The following is a 23,976-nucleotide window of genomic DNA, read 5'->3' as shown; positions in this document are numbered from 1 at the left end:
CAATGGCCGGGATTGGAATTGCCGCAATAAATGTGCTAAAATAATGGATACAATACCAGTGAACGTATTGTATCCATTTTTATTTTTACCAGGCCGTTATATGGGCTTGATGAAATGTATCCGCAGCAACCGGGTTGATCGGGAGGTCAAATTGTCAGGACAGGAACATCTGTATAAACAAGTGCAAAAACTGGAAGAGAAAATAGGCTATTGCTTCAGGAACAAGGAATACGCACTGAACGCACTGATCCACAGCTCCTATGTCAATGAGAACCATCTGGACGCCGAGCTGAAAAACAACGAGCGTCTTGAGTTTTTGGGCGATGCCATCCTGGACTTTGTCATGGGGCTGATGCTGTACAACAATCACCCGGAAATGTCCGAGGGTGAAATGAGCAAGACCAGGGCGCTGATCGTATGCGAGGCATCGCTGGCGGAGTGCGCGCGCTCTCTGGGACTCGGGGAGCTTATGTTCCTCGGAAAGGGCGAGGATGCCAACGGCGGAAGGAACCGATCCTCAATCCTCTCCGACTGCCTTGAGGCCCTGATCGGCAGCATTTACCTGGATGGCGGCATGGATGAAGCCGAAGGATTCATCATGTCCCTGTTGGGGGAGACTTACCAGAAGGCTGTGAACGGGGAGCTGTTCATGGACTATAAGACCCGGCTCCAGGAAGAGCTTCAGAAGTCCGGCGACACGAAGATCCAGTACAAACTGCTTGAGGCCACCGGTCCGGATCATGACAAATTGTTCAAGATGGCGGTTTATGCGGAGAATCGCCTGCTGGGAACCGGCTACGGCAAATCCAAGAAGGAAGCCGAGCAGGAGGCCGCCAAACAGGCTCTTGAGAGCATGAATCTGTTATAGCCATGGAGAACGGAGAAAACAGGCGGCAGCATCATACTGCAGGCCGGCATGTCAATATTCCCATCTTTGTTCCCCATATGGGTTGCCCCAATACATGCGTCTTCTGCGATCAGCGAAGGATCAGCGGCGCCGCAGGTCCTGCCGAGGCGGAGAACGTCAGGGAAATCATTGAACGTTTCCTGGCCACGTCCTCGGATGCGGCCTGCCGGGAGATTGCCTTCTTTGGGGGAAGCTTCACAGGCATACCCCGCAGCCGGATGATCGCCTACCTGAGCGTGGCGAAGGCATACCTGGACAGGGGGGACGTGGACAGCATCAGGCTTTCCACAAGGCCTGACTATATCGACCGGGACGTTCTGGATATCCTGAAAGCCTACGGTGTTGGTGTTATCGAACTGGGAGTCCAGAGCATGGATGATGAAGTGCTTGAAAGGAGCAGACGCGGTCATACCGCGGAAGATGTTGAAAAGGCCGTTGGGATGATCAGGGATTATGGCTTTGCATACGGCATTCAAATCATGCCGGGTCTTCCGGGGGATACCCTGGAGAAATCCCTGGAAACGGCGAGGAAAGTGATAGAACTGGCGCCCGGCCAGGTCCGGATCTACCCGGCCATTGTTCTTAAGGGCACCGAGATGGAGGAAATGTACTGGAAGGGTTTCTATACGCCTCTTACCCTGGAGGAGGCGGTGGCATGGTGCGCCCAGATGGTACCCATGTTCAGAGAGGCCGGCATCCGTATTCTCAGGCTGGGACTTCATTATTCGGAACTTTTGGAGGATGCGGTGGTGGCGGGGCCCTTCCATCCGGCTTTCGGTGAAATGGTGGAAGCGCGGATCATCCTGAACCAACTGGCGGATATCATCGAGAGAAACGGCCTTGCAGGCTGCGAAGGAATAGAAATTCATACATGGAAGGGGGCCCTGTCAAAAACGCGGGGCCATAAAAAAGCCAATATCCAATCACTGAAGGACAAATACGGATACAGGGAGATCAGGGTGGAAGAACGGGAACTGCCGCCCGGTAAACTCCTGGTATTCGCTCTTGACGGGAGAGATGGTTCATGAAAACGATCCATACCAGCCAGATTATTGATACGGTTGAGAAGCTGTGCATCGATGCCAACGTATACCTGAACCATGATATCAGGGATGCCCTGATAAAGGCGCAGAGCCTTGAAGAGTCGGAAGGCGCAAAATCCATTCTGCAAAGCCTCGTGGAAAACGCTGAGATTGCAGCCAGGGAAGGCATGGCCATATGCCAGGACACAGGCATGGCCATCGTTTTTGTCACCATCGGACAGGACGTGAGCATAATCGGCGGAAGTCTCACAGAAGCTATTCAGGAAGGCGTAAGGCGCGGCTATAAGAAGGGGTATCTGCGCAGTTCCATCGTGGGTGATCCCCTTATCAGGAAGAACACGGGCGACAATACGCCGGCCGTAATCCATTATGATATGGTGGAAGGGGATCAGCTGAAGATCGAGGTGGCACCAAAGGGCTTCGGAAGCGAGAACATGGGCGCCCTGAAGATGCTGAAGCCTTCCGATGGCATTGAAGGCGTCAGGCGCTTTGTAGTGGAAACCGTGAGCAATGCCGGACCCAATCCGTGCCCTCCCATTGTGGTTGGCGTCGGAATAGGCGGAAGTATGGAAAAATGTGCGCTTCTGGCAAAAAAAGCGTTGCTGCGGCCGGTGGGTTCGGAAAACCCCCGGAAGCACCTGGCGGAACTGGAAAAACAACTGCTTGACGAGATCAACCAGCTGGGTATCGGCCCGGCCGGGCTGGGCGGAAGAGTGACGGCCCTGGGGGTTATGGTGGAGGCCTATCCCACCCATATTGCCGGGCTTCCGGTAGCCGTCAACATCAGCTGTCATGTCACAAGGCACCGCTCGGCCGTTCTGTAGGCTGCTCACCCAAAAATCCGGGTATTGGGGTTTTAGCGGAGCCCGCCGTTCTGCGGGATTCTCCCATGTGCAGGAAGAAGCGGGACGGCTTTCGGTAAAGTTGGACGAGGATTGGATGAACCATGGATAAGGGTTATGGAACGCTATATCTTGTGGCAACACCCATAGGGAACCTGGAGGATATCACCTACCGGGCAGTCAGGATACTGTCGGAGGTGGATCTGATCGCAGCCGAGGATACCCGGCATACCTTAAAGCTTCTGAATCATCTGCAAATCAAAAAACCGCTGATAAGTTACCATGACAACAACAGGCTGACCCGGGCGGATGAACTGGCGGAACGGCTGAAGAACGGGGAGAACATTGCCCTGGTCAGCGATGCGGGCATGCCGGCCATTTCCGATCCCGGCGAAGAGCTTGTGAAAAAATGCGCTGAGGAAGGCATCCGGGTGACGGTTGTTCCGGGCTGCACGGCAGCCTTGTCTGGCCTTATCGTGTCCGGGCTTCCCACGAGGCGGTTTGCATTCGAGGGGTTCCTGCCGCAGAAGCGCAGCGAACGGATTAAGCGCCTGAAGGAACTGGCGGGGGAGGAAAGAACCCTGATCTTTTATGAAGGGCCCCATCGCCTCAAGGCAATGCTGGCCGATGTGCTGGAGGTTTTTGGCGAACGGCGGTGCGCCCTGGCCAGGGAGCTGACCAAGCTCCATGAGGAAGTCCAGCGCGGGAATTTGTCGGAGCTGCTTGAGAAGCTGGAAACCAACCCGCCCAGGGGCGAGTACGTGGTCATCGTTTCCGGGGCTGAACCGGAAGACAAAAAAACATCCTCCGCGCTGCCCGGCATGGGCGTGGAGGAGCTTGTCCGTTATTATCAGGAGCAGGGCCTCAGCCGCATGGATGCCATGAAACAGGCGGCTAAGGATCTTGGCGTGTCCAAAAGGGATGTCTACCAGTCGCTGAACCGCTGAGCGCCGGTATGGCAGGCGATATGCCGTAAGGGCTTTCCGGTGGTTCCAGGCGTTTCAGCAGGATTTAACCTGTTCGGCGGCAACAACCTGGATCTCGATCCTGCTGCCCTCCAGCAAGTTCTGGAGCTTGCGGGCAAATTCGTTGGACTGGCCTTCGGGCGTTTCCCCAATGACAATCAGTTCCACCTGATAATGCTGTGCAAACTGGGCGATGGTCTCCGCAACCCGATCGGAGTTGAGGACGGTGAGATCGGCGCCGTAGGACTTGCACACCGAAAAAAGGTATTCCATGGCTTCCCCGTCCCTGGTATTGTCAAGAAAATTCCATTTCTGTTTTGAGACATGAATCACATAGAGCGTTCCGTTTTCTGCCTTAAGCGTAGCTGCCTTATGTATAAGCCTCTCACAGGATTTTTGCTGTGTGACGCAGGCCAATACATTGTTATATCTATTCAAGCGAATCAACCCCAAATTCATTCTGAATACTTTCCCCTGCCTTAAATTATACCAAAATGCCAGCCAAAAGTCTTTAATATTCATTTACCATTCTCCGCTTCCCCGGCGTTGGCCAAGCCGTGCGGCAAGGTTACAGAGCGGGTCTGTGAGCCTTTATTTCCTTTGACATCCGGAAAGGGGGACGGGTATAATATCCATCATGGAAACATGGAGCGGCGGCCGGACGTACCAAAAGCTGCCGGGCAATCGTTGGGGAATGCTCCTTCGCCTGTTTTGGGAGCTCGTTTGAGGGGTTGCGTATGATGATGAAAGAAATGGAGACAGCCATGAAATACCAGCATGTTATCTGGGACTGGAACGGGACGCTTCTTGACGACAGCCTTGCCAGCGCGCAGGCGTTGGATCGTATGATGCGGAACCGCAATCTGGGTTCCGTAACGTTGGAAGAATACCGGAACCGCATTACCTATCCGGTTATCCAGCTCTATTATGAGGCTGGCTTTGATTTTGTCAACGAAAGCTATGAGGATATGTGCGAAGAGTATATCAGGTATTACAAGGAAAACGCAGCCACGGTAGCCTTGCATGAAGATGCGGTCGGCCTGCTTTCCTGGCTCAGGGACAGGGGTGTCCGCCAGCATATTGTCTCGGCGTCGGAGTATGGCATTCTTGTGGCCCAGATTGCCCATTACGGGATCAGGGATTATTTTGACACCATTTCAGGTCAGAAGAACAACCGTGGCGACAGCAAGGAACATCTGGCCAGGGAGCTGATGGCATCCCTCTGCGCAGATCCGGACAAGGTACTGGTTATCGGCGATACCATCCATGACTTTGAGGTGGCAAACCATATTGGTGCCCATTGTTTCCTCGTCACCAACGGGCATTGCAGCGAGGCAAGACTGCTTGCCACCGGCGCGCCGGTGTTCCCCAGCCTGGACGCGATACGGCAGGCCCTTGAACAGGAGGCATGATCCCATGAAATACATCGATTTGCGAAGCGACACGGTGACATGGCCCACCCTGGAGATGCGCCAGGCCATGGCCCGGGCTGAGGTGGGCGACGACGGCTATGGCGATGATCCAACCGTCAACCGACTGGAAAAGATGGCCGCCGAAAAGCTCGGAAAGGAGGCGGCCTTGTTTGTTCCCAGCGGGACCATGGGGAACCAGCTGGCCATCTTCACCCATATCCAGAGGGGTGAGGAGGTCATAACGGCCGAAGATAACCATATTGTCATGCATGAAGCCGGAGCAGCCGCCGTTATAGCCGGTGCCCAGCTCCGCTGTCTGAAGGCGGATAAGGGCCGGGTGGATCTGTGCGAACTGGAAAGGACCATTCGCAAAACCCATGAAGTCCCCAAAACCGGGCTGATATGCCTGGAAAACGCTCATTCTTCAGGTGTCGTGCACGATCTTGACTATATGCGCCGGGTAAAGGAGATTGCCGACAGGCATCAGGTACCCATACACCTGGACGGTGCGCGGATATTCAACGCGGCCGCCTGTTTGCGTGTGGACGCGGCAGAAATCGCCGCATATGCCGATTCGGTCATGTTCTGCCTGTCCAAAGGCCTTTGCGCGCCTGTGGGGTCGATCCTTGCCGGTACCGCCGATTTCATCAGAAGGGCAAGGCCCAAGAGGAAGATCATGGGCGGGAGCATGCGGCAGGCCGGCGTCCTGGCCGCTGCCGGCATCATCGCACTGGAGAAAATGACCCTGAGGCTGCATGAAGATCATGAGCGGGCAGTCCAGCTGGCATCCCTGCTCAGCCGGATTCCCGGCGTGGAAACGGCCCTGGAGGATGTTCACATCAATATGGTTTTCATTCGCTTCCGGTGCCCGGTGGATACTGATGCGCTGATGCAAAGGCTCAAATCCAACGGCATCCTGGCCAATCCGCCCGAGGACGGGGTCATGCGCCTGGTGACCCATTATTACATTGATTCGGACATGGTCAAAAAGGTGGCGGATGTGTTCCGAAACGCGTTGGAACAATGAAAATGACAGAGTGTTGCGGCAAGGATTCCTTGCCGCTTTGTTTTTGCCTTTTTGCGGCAGGCGCCATGACGAAAACCGGTGACGGTTTTCTGAAAATTGGCTATTTCATGATGCCTGGCTGTGGTATAATAAAAAAAGAACATACGTTTGGTTAATTGGAGGATGTTATGAACCTGCTGGACAAGCTGCAGATACTGGCCGACTCCGCAAAATATGATGTTTCGTGTTCCTCCAGCGGCAGCAACCGAAGCAACCGCCCGGGGGGCATCGGCAACGCGTCCCTTCCCGGAATCTGCCACAGCTGGTCTGACGACGGCCGGTGCATTTCCCTGCTGAAGCTCCTTTTTACCAACGTGTGTATTTATGACTGCAAGTATTGTGTCAACCGCAGTTCCAATGATATCAGGCGGGCAAGCTTTACGCCTGACGAGCTCTGCGAACTGACCATCCAGTTCTACAGGCGCAATTATATCGAAGGGCTTTTCCTGAGTTCAGCCGTCGTCAAGAGTCCGGATTATACCATGGAGCTGATGATCCGAACATTGAAGAAGCTGCGCCATGAATACCGTTTCAACGGATATATCCATATCAAGTCCATCCCCGGCGCCGATATGCGGCTTGTTTACGAGGCTGGGCTCCTTGCGGACAGGATGAGCATCAATATTGAACTGCCGTCGGCAGCCGGCCTGAAGCTCCTGGCTCCCCAAAAGGAGCCGGTTGCCATATTGAAGCCCATGGATTTCATCAGGGAGCGGATCGAGGAGTCGAGGGAGCTGGTGCTGTACAAAGGCTCCCAGTCCTTCGTTCCCGCCGGACAGACGACCCAGCTGATCGTAGGGGCCACCCGGGACAGCGATCTGAAAATCCTGCATCTCTCCGAGCATCTGTACAGCAGGTACCAGCTCAAAAGGGTCTATTACTCGGCCTATGTTCCGGTCAATGAGGATGAGAACCTCCCGTCGGTTCATACCGGCCCGCCGCTTCTGCGGGAACACCGCATTTACCAGGCGGACTGGCTTTTACGCTTCTATGGCTTCAAAGCCCATGAACTGCTGGACGAAGGGCATCCCAACTTTGATGCCCATCTGGATCCGAAATGCGACTGGGCTTTGAGGCACCTGGACCAGTTCCCTGTTGAAATCAACAAGGCTCCGCTGGAGATGCTGATGAGGGTCCCGGGGATCGGCCACAGGATGGCTTCCAGAATTGTCCGGGCCAGAAGGGTCGGGCCCCTGACCTTTGAGGACCTCAAACGCATGCGGGTTGTGCTGAAGCGGGCCCGTTATTTCATCACCTGCAACGGCCGGTACTACGGCGGTGTGGATCTGGACGCCGGGCTGCTCTATCCCCTGCTTGCCGACAAGGCGGATAAGAAGGTGATGGCAGGCCAAATCTCCCTGTTTGGGTGACGGACGACTGAAAGGGATGATCAGGATGATATATGTAACGGATGGAAGCTTTGAAGGGATTTTGACAGCTGTATTTGAGGCCTACAGCAATAAGGAGGAACCGGATACCATTACCCTGGGCAGCGATTATCAGCTTTCCCTTGGGACGGAGATCCGGGAGATTGCCACCGATGCGGAGAAGTCGGACAGGGTCTGGCGCGGCATACAGAGCAGGATCTCGGAAAAGTGCCTGGAGGATCTGTACCGAGCCTATCTGAGCGAGCATCACCAGGCTGGCCTGTATATCTACCGCTATGTCAGGCTGGGACTGAAGCTTGGGCGCAAGGTGGAAGGATACCTGCAGCATCCCGATGTCCAGGCCATACATGATCTGAGCCGCAGGGTGGCCAGCGAAGTCCACCTGTTCCTGGGGCTTCTTCGGTTCAGAAGGCTCAAAAACGGCATTTTTTATGCCTGCTATGAGCCCGACAGCAATATCACCCAGCTGATAGCCGGCCATTTTGCCGCACGCCTCTCGGACCAGCCCTGGATCATCCATGATAAAAAGCGGGATGTCTTGGCCCTCTATAATGGTGTGGAGGTCGTCTTTGCCACCGGGCTTCCGCCCATTGCCGAAGAAGCCTGTGATGAGGAATATGAGGCACTTTGGAAGCAATACTTCAAAGCAATTGCCATAGAAAGCCGGAGGAACCCCAAATTGCAGCGCTCGTTCATGCCTGCAAGATACTGGAAGAACCTGGCAGAAAAGCAGCTGTAGGCAAAGATGGCATTATAAGAGCATTTCCTGGCGGAAATAGCGTTTTTTTAGCATTATTAACATGTTGAGAGCCTTTTTTGGTTATGATATAATGTGAACAGAGATCCTGAGGTGTGCGAGATCCTGTCATATTGAACCTGCTACGATTGACAAGGGAGCTGGAAGTTTAATCACGTAGTACGGGCCGCAAGCTAATTCCGTCACGGTTTGGCCGTACGGCAGCGGAAGTACGAAATGGTTAACAGGCGCCCACCTGGTTGAGTGCCAGGTGTCAATAGTACAGGAAACGGCACCTTGGGGCAAAGGCTGTTCTTCGGAACAGCCTTTTGCTATTTCAGAGGTTGCGCATATCCTTCTCACGCTTCCATTGCGTTCTTATCAGTGAAGTTCCCTGATCATCTCGTTGATATGGGCGGCAATGGCCTTGGGCTCTTCCATGTGGATCAGGTCGAGGCCGCTCTGAAGCTCGACCATCCTGGACCTGGGAGTCAGGTAAAGGTTGTCCATGGACAGTATCCGGTATATGCGTCCCGCGTTGCGTGCCGTATAATCGGAAGTTCCGTTCCTGACCCACTCCCGGATGAGGGTTTCCTCGCTGGAGAACAGGATGGTAAGGGGAATGTTGGGAAAGCTGCCGGCTTGTCTGATTTCATCCATGCATTTCTCCACCATCTGCTGTTCGATTATCGAAGCGGCATATGCCGTCGGGGAGTTGTAGAATTCCGCAATCAGCTTTCCGTGCCTGAAACGGGTGAACTGGCGTCTGTAGGGAGAAAGGGTGCGAAAGAGGCCTGATGCGGAAAGGAACATGCGTTTTCTGGCGACTGTCTCCGGCTTTTTATAGTCTTCCAGATCGCTGAGAGAGGCATTCCAATGCCTGTAATCCACCGGAACAGGGTTGACGAAAACCGCACCGGCGATCTGGTCAGGCCTGGTGCAGGCATAATGATGGGCATAAATGGAAGCCAGACCGTCCGCAACGAGGATAATGGGCTTCTTGATGCGTTCAAACCGGATAATGCTGTCGATGATGTCGGATATGTCGGAAGCCAGTCCTGTAGCCTGGGATTTTGAACTCCAGCCGTAGCCGGGCCTTTCAAAGGTGATGACCCTGGCATGCTGGATTTCATTCTGGACTGCCCACCATTCCATGGAGGTTCTTCCGCTGTTATGGAGAATGATGACAGCAGGATCACCTTTCCCTTTTGAGCGATAGAAAAGCCTTTTCCCGCCGCTGTCAAGAAATTTGCCCTCGCTTGGGGGGGACATCAGCCACCTTTGGTTGATCGCCCGGCTGATGCCTATGTAAACGACCAGGGCAATCAGGATTCCGCCCAAACAGATCAACAAGATCGGTCCCATAATAGCTGCTCCTCTGCCAGTAATGCGTTTACGGTCTTCCTTAATAATGCTAACATACCGGCATGACGTCATCAATACGCACAGTCGGCAAATGGCAGCGGGAAGGCGACGGAATTATGGCCGAAGCATTTCACGAAGCGTGTTTTCCAGGAATGCAACGCGCCCTTCAAGCTCCCTGATACGGCTGTGGAGCTGGTCCTTTTCATCGGCGGGCTTTTCAAATCTGCCGCCTGCATAGGTCCTCCAATCGACAGGAAAACGAAGGCCGCTGCCGAAAATGATGGGCAGATCGGCGCAGGCGAAATTGAGATCATCCTTGTAATTGGACAGGTACCGACATCTCAGGGGTGGATTGGACGCGGCAAGGTCAAACCTGGTCTCCGCCAGCACCGATGAGGCTTCCGGATCCACCCTGGCCAGCAGGATATGGTTTTTACAGGTTCGCACCACGGAGGGGTAGTTGTCCACCATGATCAGGCAGTCAAATCCCCTGGGCGCAGTCGGGCCAAAGACTTCCAGGCCTTTGCTGAACTTACTGGTCTCCTGGTCGAACCTGTACAGGAGGGTGCTGTCGTTGTCCTCCTCGTTGGACAGCAGGACGTAAATGGGCTTGTCTTTGGCGGTTACGGCCTGCAGCCTTTTAGACATCTTGTGAGGATAGGGTGCGCTGTTGGGCTTCATGGCCTTTCCGTCCGCGTTGATACGCCTGTGGACGATGAGGTTCACATCCTGTATCTCGGTCAGGAAAAAGAGATGGATGGAGGAGCCGTCGGTGCAGACAGCGTAATTTTTGCAATCCTTTGCGATGACGCCTTCCACTTCGGGCATGGAAATCATGCCGCTTTCCACGCGCTGGTAGGTCAGGAGCTGCTTGCGGTTGTGGCTGACCACATAAAAAACATTGGTGGCATTCCTGGTTTCCGAGAGGACCACATGATAGGGGGAACTGCCCACAATCCGGCTTTCCAGGAGAACAACAGGTTCCCTGCGCTCCTCGCAGGCCTGGATGAACAGCAGCCTTCCCGCATAGTCCACAAAGGACGCCCTGATGGTGTCATCCGAATCGATGGAGACCGAGAAATCGGGGGTGGCGTTCTCCGACAGGAGGAAGGGCGGTCCCCAGTGGTTATCGCCTTCCAGCATGCTCATAAAAAGACCGTTTTTATACCAGATGCAGTATGTGATGCCCATACTGTTTTTTACAACATGGCGCAGGCCTTCGGAATACGGCACATTGGACAACCCCCTAAAGCATTTAACGGGTAATTTTCCTCATATACTTATATGAATATTTATTTATGTCCCTGGCCGATTATGCCGAGCAGTCACCAAAACAACCCAAGGGCATATTATGTCAATGTGAAGGCTAATATTTTGAATGGAGGACCGATGCAATGAGTTGCAAAGACCAAATCGTTCCCGGACTTATCTGCGGCGAAGACATATGCAAACTCCGTGAAGCCGTTTGCGTCCACGTGGAAAAAGTATATGACAATTGCCGCGAGAAAGACTGCATTGAAGATGCGGTTGTAGATTTTACCGAAAATGTCCAGGACCTCATCAATAATGCGGTAAAGGTAAAAACAAAGGATGCCGAGGTCGTAGCCGTATTCGCGGATCTGGAGCCCGTACCGTTCAAAAGAGGTTATTACACAGTCAATGTACGCTACCAGATAAAGGTCATGGTAGAGTTCTGCTACAAGGACATGAACGGGAACCTGGTTTCTTCGTGCCCCAAGGTTGGCTTTGTGGGGTTCGAGAAAACAGTTATCCTCTTCGGTTCTGAAGGTAAGATCAAGATTTTCAAGAGCAAGGATCCAGCGTCCAACGCACCGCTCTATGGCGAATCCTGCACGGATGCCTGTGGCGGCTCCCTTGTCGAGCAGGATAACCTGCCCAATGTCAAGGTTGAGGTTGCTGAGCCTCTGGTGCTGAATACAAGGATTAAGAGGGTGCACCATCATCACCGTCACGGCGACGATGAGGACAACTGCAATCCCGAAGGCATCATCATCCCGCAGAGAAGGGTGGTTGTCACGCTCGGGCTGTTCTCCATCATCAAACTCGTCCGCCTGGTGCAGCTCCTGATCCCGGCCTTCAACTTCTGCTATCCGAACAAGGAATGCGTTGCCTCCACCAACGAGGAGCCTTGCGAGATCTTTGACTCCATAGAGTTCCCGCTGGACCAGTTCTTCCCGCCGCAGAAGTTCGATTTCCCTGCCGAAGAAGAACTGGAAGAAGACAACAAGAACAAAAAGCGGTAAGGGGGACTGAAATGTCCTCCTTTTTTATTTGCCTAAATTGAACGATATAGATAATATATAGATATATGGAATTATTTGCTCCTGTCTTTTAACCTGAGCGCGGACAAGCATCAAGAACAAGATCCCCGGGGAGAGGAACGACGGTTTTATGAGAAAATTCATGACGGCGCTGATTCCTTTTGCAGTGATTTTGCTGGCATGGATCACAGTCTCACAGGCTGCGTCTTTTAACGACGCCGTTCATGCGGTTATTGTTGTTCTCCCCTTTATGATTGCCTTCATGGCCCTGTTCATGAGCGTCTGGTATAAAAACAGCCGCTTTTTCTTCCTGACGGTCTTCATGCTGATCGCCTACATCATGCTCAATATTGCCGCTGCCCGGGAAGCCATGCTGGTTGAAGCCGTCACCGAGATCAGCATCCTGATTCCCATCAACATGATCTGGCTGGCCTTCATCCATGAAAGGGGCATCATCACCAGTTACGGTGCCAACAAGGCGATCATTATCGGCATACAGTTCGTTTGGGTCTTAATCAATGTGCTGGGAAAGTCCAATGACACAAGCGTAGGCCTGGTGAATCCGGATCAGACCATGCCCATACCGGCCCCTGCCATCGTGCTCTATGTCCTTGCCATCGGGTTTCTGATGCTCAATTACATCCTGAAAATCCAATATGTCTATATGGTATTCATTTCAATACTGCTCGCCACATACATATCGCTCCATTTTGCCCACAGACCTGTTACCCTTGCCATATTTACCAGTTCAGTCTTTATTATTGTGGTTTCGGCATTATTTGAGGTCTCGTATTCCCTGGCTTTTTATGATACGCTTACGGGGGTACTCTCAAGGAGAGCCTTTGAGCAGGAACTTGCCAAGCTGGGCAGGCAATACTGCATCGCTATGGTGGACATTGATCATTTCAAGCGGGTGAACGACACCTATGGCCATGATGTTGGCGACGAGGTGCTGAAAATGGTGTCTTCCATCCTCAAAAAGCTGTCCTACCGGGCCAGGACATTCCGTTACGGCGGTGAGGAATTCGCCATCATCTTTCCGGGACAGGAACTGGACGAAGTTGTACCCGTCCTTGAACGCGTCAGAAAAGCCGTTGAACGGCGCCCGTTCATCCTCAGGGCGGAGGACCGACCGAAGAAGAAGCCGGAGGTCATCACCGGCAGCAGCGCGGGAAGGGGGCAGCTCAATATCACGGTCAGCATAGGTGTTGCAGAAAAAACAGAGAACCTCAAAACTCCCATGGATGTAGTCAAGAGAGCCGATGAAGCGCTTTATCGGTCAAAAAGCAATGGGAGAAACCGTGTTTCAATCTGGTCGAATTAGGGAAAAACATATTAGACAAAAAATTCAAGGATGTGAATGGCTTGTCTGAAGCACTTTTAAACCAAATTATTGATACGGAGAAGGAAGCTGCGCGAATCGAGGAAAATTCCAAAAAGGAGGCCCGTGAGCTGGTTGCCAGGGCCAGGCAGGATGCCGCGGCCATCCTTGAAAAGGGAAGAACCGAAAGCGAAGCCCTGAGGGCCGAAACGCTCAGGCGTGCCCGCCAGGAAATGGAGCAGGAACTCAAGGCCAGGGAGGAGGCCGTGGAAAAGGCCGCCCTGGAGCTCGCGCGCAGTGCTGAACAGCAACTGGACACAGCGGTACAATTCATTTTGGGAAGGATTGTGGGCTCAAGTGGCAGTCGTTAGGATGAACAAAATCACCGTACTGGGCCTGGAGAAGGAACGGGCCCGGTTGTTGGACGCGCTGATGAAAATGGGCGTGGTCCAGATCAGCGAAAGCAACCTGGAGGACATCCCGGGGGTCGGCATACCGGAAAACCGTTCAGAACTTGTCCGGTTGGAGCATATGCTCGGCGAATTGTCCGCATCCCTTGAAATAGCAGGACGATATGCTCCTGTCAGGAAGCCCTTGTTCTCCGCAAGAAGGGTCATCAGCCAGAATGAATTCCAATCGGTGCTGGCATCATCCGATGCGATCATGGAACAGGCAAAGGTCATCAACGCCTGTGAAAGCCGTATTGCAGCCATTAAGAGCGAGGAAAACCGCCAGCGCGCCCTTCTGGCATCCCTGGAAGTATGGATGGATCTCGGTCTGCCGCTGGAGATCACGCACACCCAAAACACAGCAGTAGCCCTGGGAAATCTTCCGAAGAGCGTTGACCTGGATGAACTTGAGAAAAACCTCGGCGATCAGGTTGGTGAAGTTGCGCTGGTGCGTTCGGGCAGCGACAGCGATCACCATTATGTCGTGGTGTTCGTTCATAAGGCCAGGGAGCAGGAAGCCTTTTCCCTCTTGAAGGATATGGGTTTCAACCGAATCAGCTTCAAGGGGATGCAGGGCACCCCGAAGGAGAACCGGGAAAGGATTCTGAAGACCCTCGATGATCTCTCCAAAGAGCGTGAGGTGACCATCAGCCGGATTAAGGACCTGGCGAAGGACAGGGAAAAGATAGAGACGCTCCATGATGCCATCCTGATGGAAAGGGATCGCGTTGACGCGGTCGGAAAGCTGCTTACCACGCGCTCGGTTTTCCTGCTGAAAGGATGGCTGCCCGCCGAAGTTTCCGAAAAACTGAAAAGTCGGCTTGAGCAGGATTTCCTGTGTTCCGTCCAGATTACCGAGCCGGATCCCGATGAGGAAACGCCGGTATTGTTGCAGAATGGGCCTGTTACGGAGGCTATCTCGCCGGTTGTTGGCATGTACGGCGTACCCAGCAGCCGGGAGATCGATCCCAGTCCCACCACCATGTTCTTTTTCATCTTCTTCTTTGGTATGATAGTGGCCGACGCAGGTTATGGGCTGATTCTGGCCCTGGCCGGAGGGCTTGCCCTCAGGCTTTTCCGGATGGAAGAAGGCACAAGGCGGTTTATGAAGCTTGTCTTCTTCGGAGGCCTTGCCACCCTCTTCTGGGGTGTCATGTTCGGTGGCTATTTCGGCATAGAATCCCTGGGCCAATATGCCCTGTGGTTCAATCCCAGTGCGGAAGGGGGCACCGAGAAGCTCATGGCGTTCAGCCTGCTTTTCGGTATCATCCACCTTTACGCAGGGCATACCATGAAGGCATTAAACCTCATGCGGCATGGGCAATATCTTGAAGTGATCTTTGATGTTCTGTTTCCCGTGATCATGTATACCGGGTTTGCCATGGCCGTTATGCCCAATGTGCCCGGCATTGATCCCGGTATGGCCGCCAGGGTTTCATCCTACGGGGTTTATGTTTTGCTGGCAGGTATTGTCCTGACGGTCTTAACAGCCGGAAGAAACAAGCCCACCATCTTTGGCAAACTTTTTGGCGGTTTGCCAAAACTCTATGACATCATAGGGTTTTTGGGCGATGTTCTTTCCTATATGCGCCTGATGGCGCTTGCCCTTTCCGGCGGCATCCTTGCCGGACTGATCAACGGTATGGCCGGCGGAGGCAGTATCCTGTTCAAGCTTACTGGAGGTCTTCTGCTTTTGGGCATTGGCCACGCAATTAACTTTGCCATGTCCATTTTGGGCGGGTTCGTCCATTCCTGCCGCCTCCAGTACCTGGAATACTTCTCCAAGTTTCTTGAGGGTGGAGGCGAGCCCTTCCATCCTTTGAAAGCAAAAACGCGATACATTATGGTCAGACAGGAGGAAGAAACACTATGGACACAAATATGACACTGTTCTTTTCACCGACTGCGTATGCCTTGTTGGGTGCGGCCATCGCCTTCTTCGTGGCTGCGCTCGGTTCTTCCAAAGGCGTGGGTATTGCCGGTCAGGCGGCTGCCGGTGTGGTTGCCGAAGATCCGGGGAAATTTGCTTATGCCATGATCCTGCAGGCCCTTCCCAGTACGCAGGCCATTTATGGACTGGTTATTGCCATCCTGATACTTGGCAGGGTGACGGCGGATATCACGCTTGAACAGGCAACCATGCTGCTGATGGCAGGCCTCCCTGTTGGCATCGTTGGATTCCTCTCCGGCGTTTACCAGGGCAAGGTGGCTGCAGCAGGCATCAACCTGATTGCCAAGCGTCCGGAGTCATTCGGTCATGCCATGATTTTTGCCATCAACGTTGAGTTGTTCGCCATTTTCAGTTTTGCGGCTTCCTTCTTCATTCTTGGCAAAGTACCGGCATAAGGACAGCCGACAGGATGCGCCGGAGGAATATCCGGCGGATGAATGCAGACGCCTGATGCTCTTTTATTAAGTGGCTCAGGCAGGTAACAAAGGGGAATTCAGATGACTGGAATTGACAGAATCAAAGCCAAAATCCTTGATGATGCCAGGAAAGCAGCCGAGGAGAACATAAGCCGGGCGAAGCAGGAAGCGGAAAGGATTATCGCCGAGGCCGTAAAGCAGGTGAAGGAAGAAACCGAAAAAGTCAGGCAGGCTGCCGAGGCTGAAGCCGCCGACCTGAAAAAGAGAATGGCCGCTGTATCCAGCCTGGAGGAAAGAAAACGCATGCTCAAGGTCCGGCAGGACATGGTGGATGCGGCGTTCAGGGCTGCCTTTGAAAAGACGCTTCATTTGCCGGCGGAGGAATATGGCCGGTTTCTGAAGCGATTTATCCTTGAATCGGTCCGTGAAGGAGAGGGCGAGATCCTTTTCAATGAAAACGACCGGTCGAGGCTGGGCGCCCGGTTTGTGGAAGAAATCAATCAAACGCTCAGGGCGGAAGGAAAAGCCGCGGTGTTGACCCTTTCCGGGCAAACTATTCCCAACCAGGGCGGGTTTGTCTTAAAGTACGGGGATATGGAGATTAACAGCACCCTTGAGCTGATCTTCAATATGGCAAGACCCCAGCTGGAAGCTGAAGTTGCTTCGATTCTGTTCAAGGAATAAATGAGCCAAGACGATAAGGAGTAAGTATGGCACGGATATTGGACGAGGATTACGCATATGCCACGGCGCGTATACGTGCTATGGAAAATAAACTGATCACACCCCAGCAATACGAGCGGATGCTGGATGCGGCAACTGCGGAAGACGTCGTCAAAATGCTGGTGGAGCAGGGCTATGGGATGGGCAGCACCGATACGGCTCAGCCCGCGGTCCAGGTATCGGAGAAACTGCTTTCCGATGAACTGGAAAAAACATATGCCCTGCTCAGGGAAATACTGCCCGACCCGCTGGTTGTTACCCTGTTCATGCGCCGCAACGATTACCTCAACGCGAAGCTGATCCTGAAGGGCATGTACCTGGGCCTGGAGGAACCAGGGGTATATGCCGGTTCAGGCACAGTCGAGCCGTCCCGCCTCCGCAGGATGATTGTGGACAGGGACCTGGCCGACCTTCCCGAGATTTTTGGAAAGGCCGTCCTGGAATGCATCGAGGCCTATGGCCGCACATCAGATCCGCAAATGATCGATTTCATCCTGGATCGGGCCATGTATGAAAACATGGAAAAGGATGCCCAGGCGTTGGGCAGCCCTTATATCAGCGAACTGGTGGCTTTGATCCATGACCTGGCAAACCTCAGAGTTTTTATTCGCGCGAAACTTTTGGGCCGGTCCAGGGATTTTCTGGCGAAAGCCCTTCTTGAGGGCAGCAAAATCAGCAGGAAGTTCTGCATGGATCTTTCCGATAAACCGTTGGACCAGCTTTTTGAAGCCCTTCGTTTTACCGCTCTTGCGGAACTGGCCAACGGGCTGTCAGAGGCCTTCAAAAATGGGGAAGGGATATCCGGCATGGAAAAAGTCCTGGATGAGCACCTGATGCGTTTTATCAGGAAGAGCAGGTATATCGCCATGGGCGTGGAGCCGGTTATCGCCTGGCTGTTTTACAAAGAGGCGGAGGTCAGGAATGTCAGACTGATACTCACCGGCAAGATTAACGGCATTTCCAATGCAGTCATTCGGGAAAGGTTGAGAGCTTATGCATAAGGTTGGCGTGATAGGCGAAAGGGACAGTGTTCTGGGGTTTAAGGCCGTGGGATTTGATGTGTATCCGGTCATCTCCCGTGAGGAGGCTTCCGAAAGGCTTAAAGAACTGGCCGAGAACGGATATGCCGTGATCTATATCACCGAGCAGTTCGCGGCCATGATACCGGAAGATGTCGAGCGTTTCCGCTTCAGCCGTTTTCCTGCCATCATCCCCATTCCCGGAAGCCAGGGCTCCCTGGGAATAGGGATGAGCTCAGTGAAAAAGAGTGTGGAAAAGGCTGTCGGAGCGGATATCCTTTTCAATGAATAAATCATGCAGGTTTTACCGGAGAGCAGCCAGGCGTTTCCTGGCATCCGGAAAGGGACGAAGGTATTGAAAGCGAGGGATAGTATTGAACGAGGGCAGAATAGTGAAGGTTTCAGGTCCGCTGGTCGTCGCGGAAGGCATGCGGAACAGCAACATGTTTGACGTGGTGCGCGTCGGAAAAGAGAATCTGATCGGCGAGATCCTGGAAATTCATGAAGACAGGGCCTCCATACAGGTTTATGAGGAAACATCGGGTCTTGGCCCGGGGGCTCCAGTGGTATCCACCATGGCGCCTCTCAGCGTGGAACTGGGGCCCGGCCTGATAGAAAATATTTTTGATGGTATCCAAAGACCTCTGGAAGCCATGCGCCAGCAAACCGGCGGCAATATCACCAGGGGTGTTTCCATACCGGCATTGGACCGGAGCAGAAAATGGCATTTTGTCCCCCGGGCCAAGACCGGGGACTATGTGCGGGCCGGCGACATCATCGGCGTTGTGCAGGAAAACGAGGTTTTCGAGCACCGGATCATGGTTCCCTATGGCATAGAAGGCACCCTCATAGAAATCTCCGAAGGCGATTATACCGTTGAGGAGACCGTAGCCCGGGTGGAAACCAAAGATGCTACCGGTGCCACAAAGGTCCATGCCCTCACCCTGATGCAGAAATGGCCGGTTCGCCAGGGACGCCCTTATAAGGAGAAGCTGCCCCTTGACGAGCCGCTGATCACCGGACAACGCATCATCGATACGCTCTTCCCGATAGCGCTGGGCGGCGTGGCCGCCATACCGGGTCCCTTCGGAAGCGGAAAAACCGTCGTTCAGCATCAGCTGGCAAAATGGGCGGCCGCAGACCTTGTGGTATACATCGGATGCGGTGAGCGCGGCAATGAGATGACCGACGTTCTGATGGAATTCCCGGAACTGAAGGATCCCCGGACCGGCAAATCCCTCATGAAGAGGACCGTTCTCATTGCCAATACGTCGGACATGCCGGTTGCCGCCCGTGAAGCGTCCATCTATACGGGCATCACCATAGCCGAATATTTCAGGGATATGGGCTATAACGTGGCCCTGATGGCCGACTCCACATCCCGCTGGGCCGAGGCTCTCCGCGAGATGTCGGGCCGCCTGGAGGAAATGCCCGGCGAAGAAGGCTATCCGGCTTATCTTTCATCACGACTGGCCCAGTTCTATGAACGGGCTGGTAAGGTCAGGACCCTTGGCTCCCAAGAGCGCATCGGTTCCCTGAGTGCCATCGGCGCCGTTTCTCCGCCGGGCGGCGATATTTCCGAACCTGTTTCCCAGGCAACCCTGAGAATCGTCAAGGTGTTCTGGGGACTCGACTACAGCCTGTCCTACAGGCGTCACTTCCCGGCCATCAACTGGCTGGTCAGCTATTCGCTCTACGAAGAAAGGCTCCGTGACTGGTACACTGAAAACGTGTCCAGGGACTGGGTCAGGTTGACCGGTGACATGATGCGCATCCTGCAGGAAGAAGCGGAGCTCCAGGAAATCGTCCAGCTGGTAGGCGTGGACGCCCTTTCACCCATGGACAGGGTAACCCTGGAGGCTGCCCGGTCCATCAGGGAGGACTACCTGCAGCAGGATGCCTTCAACGATGTGGATACCTATGCGACGTTGAACAAGCAGTACCGCATGCTCAGGCTGATCATGGGCTTCTACTACAAAGCCCGTGATGCGGTCAGGGCCGGTGCGGGTATCAGCGAGATTTTCAACCTGCCCGTCAGGGAGAGGATTGGCAGAGCCAAATTCGTTCCGGAAGACAAGGTCAGCCAGGTCTACGACGAAATGGAGAAGGACCTGGAGACCCAGATGGACGCGCTGACGGCGAAGGAGGATAACTGATATGCTGAAGGAATATCGTTCCATTGCGGAAGTCGCCGGCCCTCTGATGCTGGTGAGAAATGTTGAAGGTGTAACCTACAACGAACTGGGTGAGATAGAACTGGCCAACGGCGAGATCCGGCGCTGCAAGGTGCTGGAAGTGGACGGCAGCAACGCGCTGGTTCAGCTTTTCGAAAACGCTGCGGGTATCAACATCGCCACCAGCAAGGTGCGTTTTTTGGGAAGAAGCCTGGAGCTTGCCGTATCCCCCGATATCCTGGGCCGTGTTTTTGACGGACTGGGCAATCCCATCGACGGCGGTCCGCCGATCATTCCCGAGAAGAGGCTGGACATCAATGGCCTTCCCATGAACCCGGCAGCCCGTGACTATCCCAATGAGTTCATCCAGACCGGTATCTCGGCCATCGACGGCCTCAATACCCTGGTTAGGGGACAGAAGCTTCCCATCTTCTCAGGTTCAGGTCTGCCCCATGCCCAGCTGGCTGCCCAGATTGCACGCCAGGCCAAGGTTTTGGGATCCGAGGGCAAATTTGCCGTTGTCTTCGCTGCCGTGGGTATCACCTTTGAAGAGGCCGACTTCTTCATCACGGACTTCAGAAAGACTGGGGCCATCGACCGCGCGGTCCTGTTCATGAACCTGGCCAACGACCCGGCCGTTGAGCGTATTGCAACGCCCCGTATGGCCCTGACAGCTGCAGAATACCTGGCCTTTGAACAGAACATGCATGTACTGGTTATCATCACCGATATCACCAACTACGCCGAAGCTCTCCGCGAGGTGTCGGCCGCCCGTAAGGAAGTGCCCGGACGCCGCGGCTATCCGGGTTACCTCTACACTGACCTGGCAACGCTCTATGAAAGAGCCGGCCGGATGCGGGGCAAGGAAGGCTCCATTACGCTGATACCGATTCTGACCATGCCCGAGGATGACAAGACCCATCCCATTCCCGACCTGACAGGATACATCACCGAAGGGCAGATCATCCTGAGCCGCGAGCTACACAAGAAGGGCCTGACCCCGCCCATCGACGTGTTGCCTTCCCTTTCCCGACTGAAGGATAAGGGTATCGGCGCCGGAAAGACGCGCGAGGATCATGCCAACACCATGAACCAGCTGTTCGCTGCCTATGCCCGGGGCAAGGAAGCCAAGGAACTGGCATCCATTCTGGGTGAGGCGGCACTGACCGATGTGGACAAATTGTATGCCAAGTTTGCGGATGAGTTTGAGAGGCGCTATGTATCCCAGGGCTACAACACCGACCGGTCCATCATCGAAACCCTGGAGCTGGGCTGGGAGCTCCTGGACATCCTTCCTGTATCCGAACTGAAGCGTATCAAGACAGAATATATCAAGAAGTATCATCCCAGGAAGGATGAGCTTCAGGATTTGGAGGGTTAAGCCATGGCCAGGCTTAATGTCAATCCCACCCGCATGGTGCTGACCAACCTGAAAAGAAGGCTCAGGACAGCCCGGCGCGGGCACAAGCTTCTGAAGGACAAGCGGGATGAGCTCATGAAGAAGTTCCTGGATATCGTCCGGGAGAACCGCAAGGAGCGGGAGATCGTGGAGAAACTCCTCATGGATGTCCATTCCCGCTTCATCCTGGCCCGTGCCCTCATGAGCAGTGAGATGCTGGAAGAAGCGCTCATGTTCCCCAAGCAAAAGGTATCCCTGAAAACATCCACCCGGAACATCATGAGCGTGGATGTCCCAGTGCTGGAGTTCACCACCGAGGGCTCCGGCGAGGAGGATATCTTCCCCTACGGCTTTGCCAATACTTCCGGTGAGCTGGACGGCGCCATCCAGGCCCTGTCCGAGGCGCTTCCCCATATGCTCAGGCTGGCCGAACTGGAAAAATCCGCTCAGCTCCTGGCCGATGAAATCGAAAAGACCAGGCGCCGGGTTAACGCGCTGGAATACGTGCTCATTCCCAACCTGGAGGAGACCATCAAGTACATCGTCATGAAGCTGGACGAAAACGAGCGCGGCAACCTGACCCGCCTGATGAAGGTGAAGGACATGATGCTGGAGCAGGCCAGGCAGCAGCGCCTGCAAAGGGATGGGCTTTTGCAGGAATAGCCCATAAAGCTGTTTGAAGGCGGCGAATTTCGCCGCCATATTGTTTATCCTCGCAATTTTGCCTGGATGCGTCAAATCCACTGATATAGGTTGTGAAGTAAATGAAAAGAATCCTCTGCATATTCATGGCCCTTGCGATGAGCCTGGCCATGGTCTCTTGTTCACGTCAGAACAGCATGCCTGATCCGGGTGACACCGGGATAACAGCTGTTGAACAAACACAGGATCCGGAGCAGGGAGACGCCGATACACCTTCGGGCGACGGGAAAGGGCCCATACAACCCCCAATGAATGGGACAGATGATACGGGAGATCCAACGGATCAGCCATCCCTGGAAGTCCGGATCAACTGGCTGAAGGGGTACCAGGAGCATGGTCCCCGCAAAGGAAAGATCGAAGTGGTCATGGGCAGTATGAAAGGAAGGCCGCTCACCTATCATCTGAAAACAGAGATCGGACAGTTCGCCCGGTGGAAGGACAAGAAATTCGTGGAGCTGGGTTCTTCCTGTGTACTTGAGGATCTGAGCGACCTGTATATCATTGAATCCCCTGACCAATTCTTTTTAGGCAGCAGGGAAGGTCTTTTTGCAGTCGATGTCTATGACGGGGAAAAGCTCGTGACAACCTGCAGCCGGAGCATTTATTACAGTGACGATGCCCGGGTGTTTTATACCCTCATGGATGACGGGATTCCCGCCATCCCGAATCCGGCCGAAAACGGGTATGCCTTTTTCAGCATCATCGGGCTTGAAGAGAAGGATCTGTCAACCAGCGCCCTGCTCTCACGCTTTGGCGATCTGTATACCGTAAAGCAAACCCCCTATAAGACCTTGTATATCTATGACTTTGGCCTGATCCTCTGCGAGAAAGAAAAAGGGAAGGTCAGCAGCATCTGTCTTGGTGATTTTGAATATTATCCATCCAAAAATGAGAAGAAGCAGGGGGATATCCTGGAGGAAGATGGTCCCGAAACGGCTATCCTCTATAAGTACGGGATCCTGAACGGCATTTATATCGAAAACCGGGCAAAAGGCACTTATCTGAATGCCATGCCGGAAATGTGGGATGTCGGTGAATGGGAACTCGTGGACCTTTCCGGGGACGGACGGGACGAGATCTATATCTCCTGTCCCAACGAGCAAAAACTGTATACCGTAAAAGAAGGCAAGCTGGTTGAGCTGTTTTTGCCCCTGCATATCCATGAGCAGACCGGCCGCATCTCCTGGTCGTTGGAGGGGAAGGAGCTTACCGTTTCCATTGATGAAAGCATCAGGGCTTCCTGTACCCTGCCGGACAGATTGTCCCCGGAAGATCCCGAGAACAACCGATTCAAGCTGGTAAACCGGGTGGCGGCCTGCCGAATGGCAAGGGCAAAGGGTTATCCGGCTTACCACTACAATCCAAAAGAAAGCTGGCGAATACTATTACGGACCGCCTGTATATGAAATCCGGCCGGAGGATATAGGCGAACTGTATATAGACGTGGCCTGGGCAAACTTTTATCTAAAACATGACGGTACATCCTGGAAACCAGTGGCTGCTGAAGTCACCATGAAGTATGGCGACCGAAGTGCCATTGCGCCTCCACTATCCTATGATGAAGCCAGTGCCGGCCCCATATTCCTGGATATGGACAGATAATGTATAATATTTTTCGCAAATTCATAGAAGTCCAATAAAAATGACATGGACGTAACCGTTTGGTAGAATTAAGTTGCTACACAAAAAACCAACCAAAGGAGGTTACGAACCATGTCAGATGTCAACGCCGGAATTAATTTGACCCACCAGAGCCAGAAAAAAATTGACCCACCTTTGTGCCTTGTGTCGAATAGATTCCGGTTTTTAGTTTGTC

Annotated in this window: 23 protein-coding genes and 1 other RNA gene; 21 read left to right on the top strand and 3 right to left on the bottom strand. The window is 53.7% G+C overall.

Annotated elements, in window-relative coordinates:
* Positions 1 to 151 precede the first annotated feature (151 nt).
* The 4 genes from rnc (at position 152) to rsmI (ending at position 3,739) form a co-directional block, all read left to right on the top strand.
* Complete coding sequence (rnc, locus tag F3H12_RS06750; protein WP_243133220.1) at positions 152 to 868, top strand: ribonuclease III; 717 nt, start codon at positions 152 to 154, stop codon at positions 866 to 868.
* 2 nt (positions 869 to 870) lie between these two features.
* Positions 871 to 1,935 (top strand): elongator complex protein 3, encoded by a 1,065-nt coding sequence (locus F3H12_RS06745; protein WP_149678578.1) that lies wholly within the window; start codon positions 871 to 873, stop codon positions 1,933 to 1,935.
* Positions 1,932 to 2,774 (top strand): fumarate hydratase, encoded by an 843-nt coding sequence (locus F3H12_RS06740; protein ID WP_149678577.1) that lies wholly within the window; start codon positions 1,932 to 1,934, stop codon positions 2,772 to 2,774. The genes F3H12_RS06745 and F3H12_RS06740 overlap by 4 nt, the downstream gene beginning before the upstream one ends.
* A gap of 122 nt (positions 2,775 to 2,896) precedes the next feature.
* Entirely contained in the window at positions 2,897 to 3,739 is an 843-nt protein-coding gene (rsmI, locus tag F3H12_RS06735; RefSeq protein ID WP_149678576.1) for a 16S rRNA (cytidine(1402)-2'-O)-methyltransferase, read from the top strand.
* Between the two features lie 54 nt (positions 3,740 to 3,793).
* Here the strand turns inward: rsmI and F3H12_RS06730 are convergent, their stop codons facing one another.
* Positions 3,794 to 4,195, bottom strand: coding sequence for a universal stress protein (locus F3H12_RS06730; RefSeq protein WP_149678575.1), 402 nt, complete (start codon positions 4,193 to 4,195; stop codon positions 3,794 to 3,796).
* A 299-nt stretch (positions 4,196 to 4,494) separates the two neighbouring features.
* Here F3H12_RS06730 and F3H12_RS06725 point away from each other — a divergent pair, with 299 nt between their 5' ends.
* The 5 genes from F3H12_RS06725 to ssrS all read left to right on the top strand — a co-directional run bounded on the left by F3H12_RS06725 (position 4,495) and on the right by ssrS (position 8,667).
* Entirely contained in the window at positions 4,495 to 5,169 is a 675-nt protein-coding gene (locus tag F3H12_RS06725) for an HAD family hydrolase (protein WP_149678574.1), read from the top strand.
* Between the two features lie 4 nt (positions 5,170 to 5,173).
* The gene (locus F3H12_RS06720; protein ID WP_149678573.1) at positions 5,174 to 6,196 is read left to right on the top strand and encodes a threonine aldolase family protein; all 1,023 of its coding nucleotides are present in this window, start codon (positions 5,174 to 5,176) and stop codon (positions 6,194 to 6,196) included.
* 167 nt (positions 6,197 to 6,363) lie between these two features.
* On the top strand, positions 6,364 to 7,605 hold the full coding sequence (locus F3H12_RS06715) for a putative DNA modification/repair radical SAM protein (protein ID WP_149678572.1): 1,242 nt from the start codon (positions 6,364 to 6,366) through the stop codon (positions 7,603 to 7,605).
* Positions 7,606 to 7,630: 25 nt separating this feature from the next.
* Positions 7,631 to 8,362, top strand: a complete 732-nt coding sequence (locus F3H12_RS06710) for a TIGR03915 family putative DNA repair protein (protein WP_149678571.1) — start codon at positions 7,631 to 7,633, stop codon at positions 8,360 to 8,362.
* 100 nt (positions 8,363 to 8,462) lie between these two features.
* Positions 8,463 to 8,667: non-coding RNA, 6S RNA (gene ssrS, locus F3H12_RS06705), on the top strand.
* A gap of 73 nt (positions 8,668 to 8,740) precedes the next feature.
* Here the strand turns inward: ssrS and F3H12_RS06700 are convergent.
* The gene (locus tag F3H12_RS06700) at positions 8,741 to 9,724 is read right to left on the bottom strand and encodes an alpha/beta fold hydrolase (protein WP_188118417.1); all 984 of its coding nucleotides are present in this window, start codon (positions 9,722 to 9,724) and stop codon (positions 8,741 to 8,743) included.
* A 114-nt stretch (positions 9,725 to 9,838) separates the two neighbouring features.
* Positions 9,839 to 10,957 carry a hypothetical protein gene (locus F3H12_RS06695; RefSeq protein WP_149678569.1) on the bottom strand — a complete coding sequence of 373 codons (1,119 nt, stop codon included), beginning with the start codon at positions 10,955 to 10,957 and terminating at the stop codon, positions 9,839 to 9,841.
* Between the two features lie 161 nt (positions 10,958 to 11,118).
* On the opposite strand from F3H12_RS06695, the gene F3H12_RS06690 reads away from it, so the two are divergent.
* From F3H12_RS06690 to F3H12_RS06635, 12 genes are all read left to right on the top strand, one after another.
* On the top strand, positions 11,119 to 11,988 hold the full coding sequence (locus F3H12_RS06690) for a hypothetical protein (protein ID WP_149678568.1): 870 nt from the start codon (positions 11,119 to 11,121) through the stop codon (positions 11,986 to 11,988).
* 148 nt (positions 11,989 to 12,136) lie between these two features.
* Positions 12,137 to 13,330 carry a GGDEF domain-containing protein gene (locus tag F3H12_RS06685; protein WP_149678567.1) on the top strand — a complete coding sequence of 398 codons (1,194 nt, stop codon included), beginning with the start codon at positions 12,137 to 12,139 and terminating at the stop codon, positions 13,328 to 13,330.
* A 41-nt stretch (positions 13,331 to 13,371) separates the two neighbouring features.
* On the top strand, positions 13,372 to 13,698 hold the full coding sequence (locus F3H12_RS06680; RefSeq protein ID WP_149678566.1) for a hypothetical protein: 327 nt from the start codon (positions 13,372 to 13,374) through the stop codon (positions 13,696 to 13,698).
* A gap of 1 nt (position 13,699) precedes the next feature.
* Positions 13,700 to 15,661, top strand: coding sequence for a V-type ATP synthase subunit I (locus F3H12_RS06675; RefSeq protein ID WP_149678565.1), 1,962 nt, complete (start codon positions 13,700 to 13,702; stop codon positions 15,659 to 15,661).
* Positions 15,646 to 16,122, top strand: a complete 477-nt coding sequence (locus F3H12_RS06670; RefSeq protein ID WP_243133219.1) for a V-type ATP synthase subunit K — start codon at positions 15,646 to 15,648, stop codon at positions 16,120 to 16,122. The genes F3H12_RS06675 and F3H12_RS06670 overlap by 16 nt, the downstream gene beginning before the upstream one ends.
* A gap of 102 nt (positions 16,123 to 16,224) precedes the next feature.
* Entirely contained in the window at positions 16,225 to 16,827 is a 603-nt protein-coding gene (locus F3H12_RS06665; protein WP_149678564.1) for a V-type ATP synthase subunit E, read from the top strand.
* Positions 16,828 to 16,853: 26 nt separating this feature from the next.
* Complete coding sequence (locus F3H12_RS06660) at positions 16,854 to 17,867, top strand: V-type ATPase subunit (protein WP_149678563.1); 1,014 nt, start codon at positions 16,854 to 16,856, stop codon at positions 17,865 to 17,867.
* A complete protein-coding gene (locus F3H12_RS06655) occupies positions 17,860 to 18,177 on the top strand; it encodes a V-type ATP synthase subunit F (RefSeq protein ID WP_149678562.1) in 318 nt (105 codons plus the stop codon). Before F3H12_RS06660 ends, F3H12_RS06655 begins: the two co-directional genes overlap by 8 nt.
* A 76-nt stretch (positions 18,178 to 18,253) precedes the next feature.
* Positions 18,254 to 20,041 carry a V-type ATP synthase subunit A gene (locus F3H12_RS06650; protein ID WP_479694070.1) on the top strand — a complete coding sequence of 596 codons (1,788 nt, stop codon included), beginning with the start codon at positions 18,254 to 18,256 and terminating at the stop codon, positions 20,039 to 20,041.
* Position 20,042: 1 nt separating this feature from the next.
* Positions 20,043 to 21,440: a V-type ATP synthase subunit B gene (locus F3H12_RS06645; protein WP_149678560.1), complete on the top strand. Its 1,398-nt coding sequence runs from the start codon at positions 20,043 to 20,045 to the stop codon at positions 21,438 to 21,440.
* Between the two features lie 3 nt (positions 21,441 to 21,443).
* A complete protein-coding gene (locus tag F3H12_RS06640; RefSeq protein WP_149678559.1) occupies positions 21,444 to 22,121 on the top strand; it encodes a V-type ATP synthase subunit D in 678 nt (225 codons plus the stop codon).
* Positions 22,122 to 22,222: 101 nt separating this feature from the next.
* Positions 22,223 to 23,566, top strand: coding sequence for a hypothetical protein (locus F3H12_RS06635; RefSeq protein ID WP_149678558.1), 1,344 nt, complete (start codon positions 22,223 to 22,225; stop codon positions 23,564 to 23,566).
* Positions 23,567 to 23,976: the final 410 nt, after the last annotated feature.

It is taken from the genome of Thermoclostridium caenicola (genome assembly GCF_900142095.1).
Classification (GTDB): domain Bacteria; phylum Bacillota; class Clostridia; order DSM-8532; family DSM-8532; genus Thermoclostridium_A; species Thermoclostridium_A caenicola.
Note: the sequence above shows the minus strand (reverse complement) of the source record. Positions and strands in the feature narration are given on the sequence as shown.

Bases quoted from the DNA above. Each gene is read 5' to 3' on its own strand.
- F3H12_RS06745 (WP_149678578.1), top strand. From the start codon at position 871: ATGGAGAACGGAGAAAACAGGCGGCAGCATCATACTGCAGGCCGGCAT.
- F3H12_RS06740 (WP_149678577.1), top strand. From the start codon at position 1,932: ATGAAAACGATCCATACCAGCCAGATTATTGATACGGTTGAGAAGCTG.
- rsmI (WP_149678576.1), top strand. From the start codon at position 2,897: ATGGATAAGGGTTATGGAACGCTATATCTTGTGGCAACACCCATAGGG.
- F3H12_RS06725 (WP_149678574.1), top strand. From the start codon at position 4,495: ATGATGATGAAAGAAATGGAGACAGCCATGAAATACCAGCATGTTATC.
- F3H12_RS06720 (WP_149678573.1), top strand. From the start codon at position 5,174: ATGAAATACATCGATTTGCGAAGCGACACGGTGACATGGCCCACCCTG.
- F3H12_RS06715 (WP_149678572.1), top strand. From the start codon at position 6,364: ATGAACCTGCTGGACAAGCTGCAGATACTGGCCGACTCCGCAAAATAT.
- F3H12_RS06710 (WP_149678571.1), top strand. From the start codon at position 7,631: ATGATATATGTAACGGATGGAAGCTTTGAAGGGATTTTGACAGCTGTA.
- F3H12_RS06700 (WP_188118417.1), bottom strand. From the start codon at position 9,724: ATGGGACCGATCTTGTTGATCTGTTTGGGCGGAATCCTGATTGCCCTG.
- F3H12_RS06690 (WP_149678568.1), top strand. From the start codon at position 11,119: ATGAGTTGCAAAGACCAAATCGTTCCCGGACTTATCTGCGGCGAAGAC.
- F3H12_RS06685 (WP_149678567.1), top strand. From the start codon at position 12,137: ATGAGAAAATTCATGACGGCGCTGATTCCTTTTGCAGTGATTTTGCTG.
- F3H12_RS06675 (WP_149678565.1), top strand. From the start codon at position 13,700: ATGAACAAAATCACCGTACTGGGCCTGGAGAAGGAACGGGCCCGGTTG.
- F3H12_RS06670 (WP_243133219.1), top strand. From the start codon at position 15,646: ATGGACACAAATATGACACTGTTCTTTTCACCGACTGCGTATGCCTTG.
- F3H12_RS06665 (WP_149678564.1), top strand. From the start codon at position 16,225: ATGACTGGAATTGACAGAATCAAAGCCAAAATCCTTGATGATGCCAGG.
- F3H12_RS06660 (WP_149678563.1), top strand. From the start codon at position 16,854: ATGGCACGGATATTGGACGAGGATTACGCATATGCCACGGCGCGTATA.
- F3H12_RS06655 (WP_149678562.1), top strand. From the start codon at position 17,860: ATGCATAAGGTTGGCGTGATAGGCGAAAGGGACAGTGTTCTGGGGTTT.
- F3H12_RS06645 (WP_149678560.1), top strand. From the start codon at position 20,043: ATGCTGAAGGAATATCGTTCCATTGCGGAAGTCGCCGGCCCTCTGATG.
- F3H12_RS06640 (WP_149678559.1), top strand. From the start codon at position 21,444: ATGGCCAGGCTTAATGTCAATCCCACCCGCATGGTGCTGACCAACCTG.
- F3H12_RS06635 (WP_149678558.1), top strand. From the start codon at position 22,223: ATGAAAAGAATCCTCTGCATATTCATGGCCCTTGCGATGAGCCTGGCC.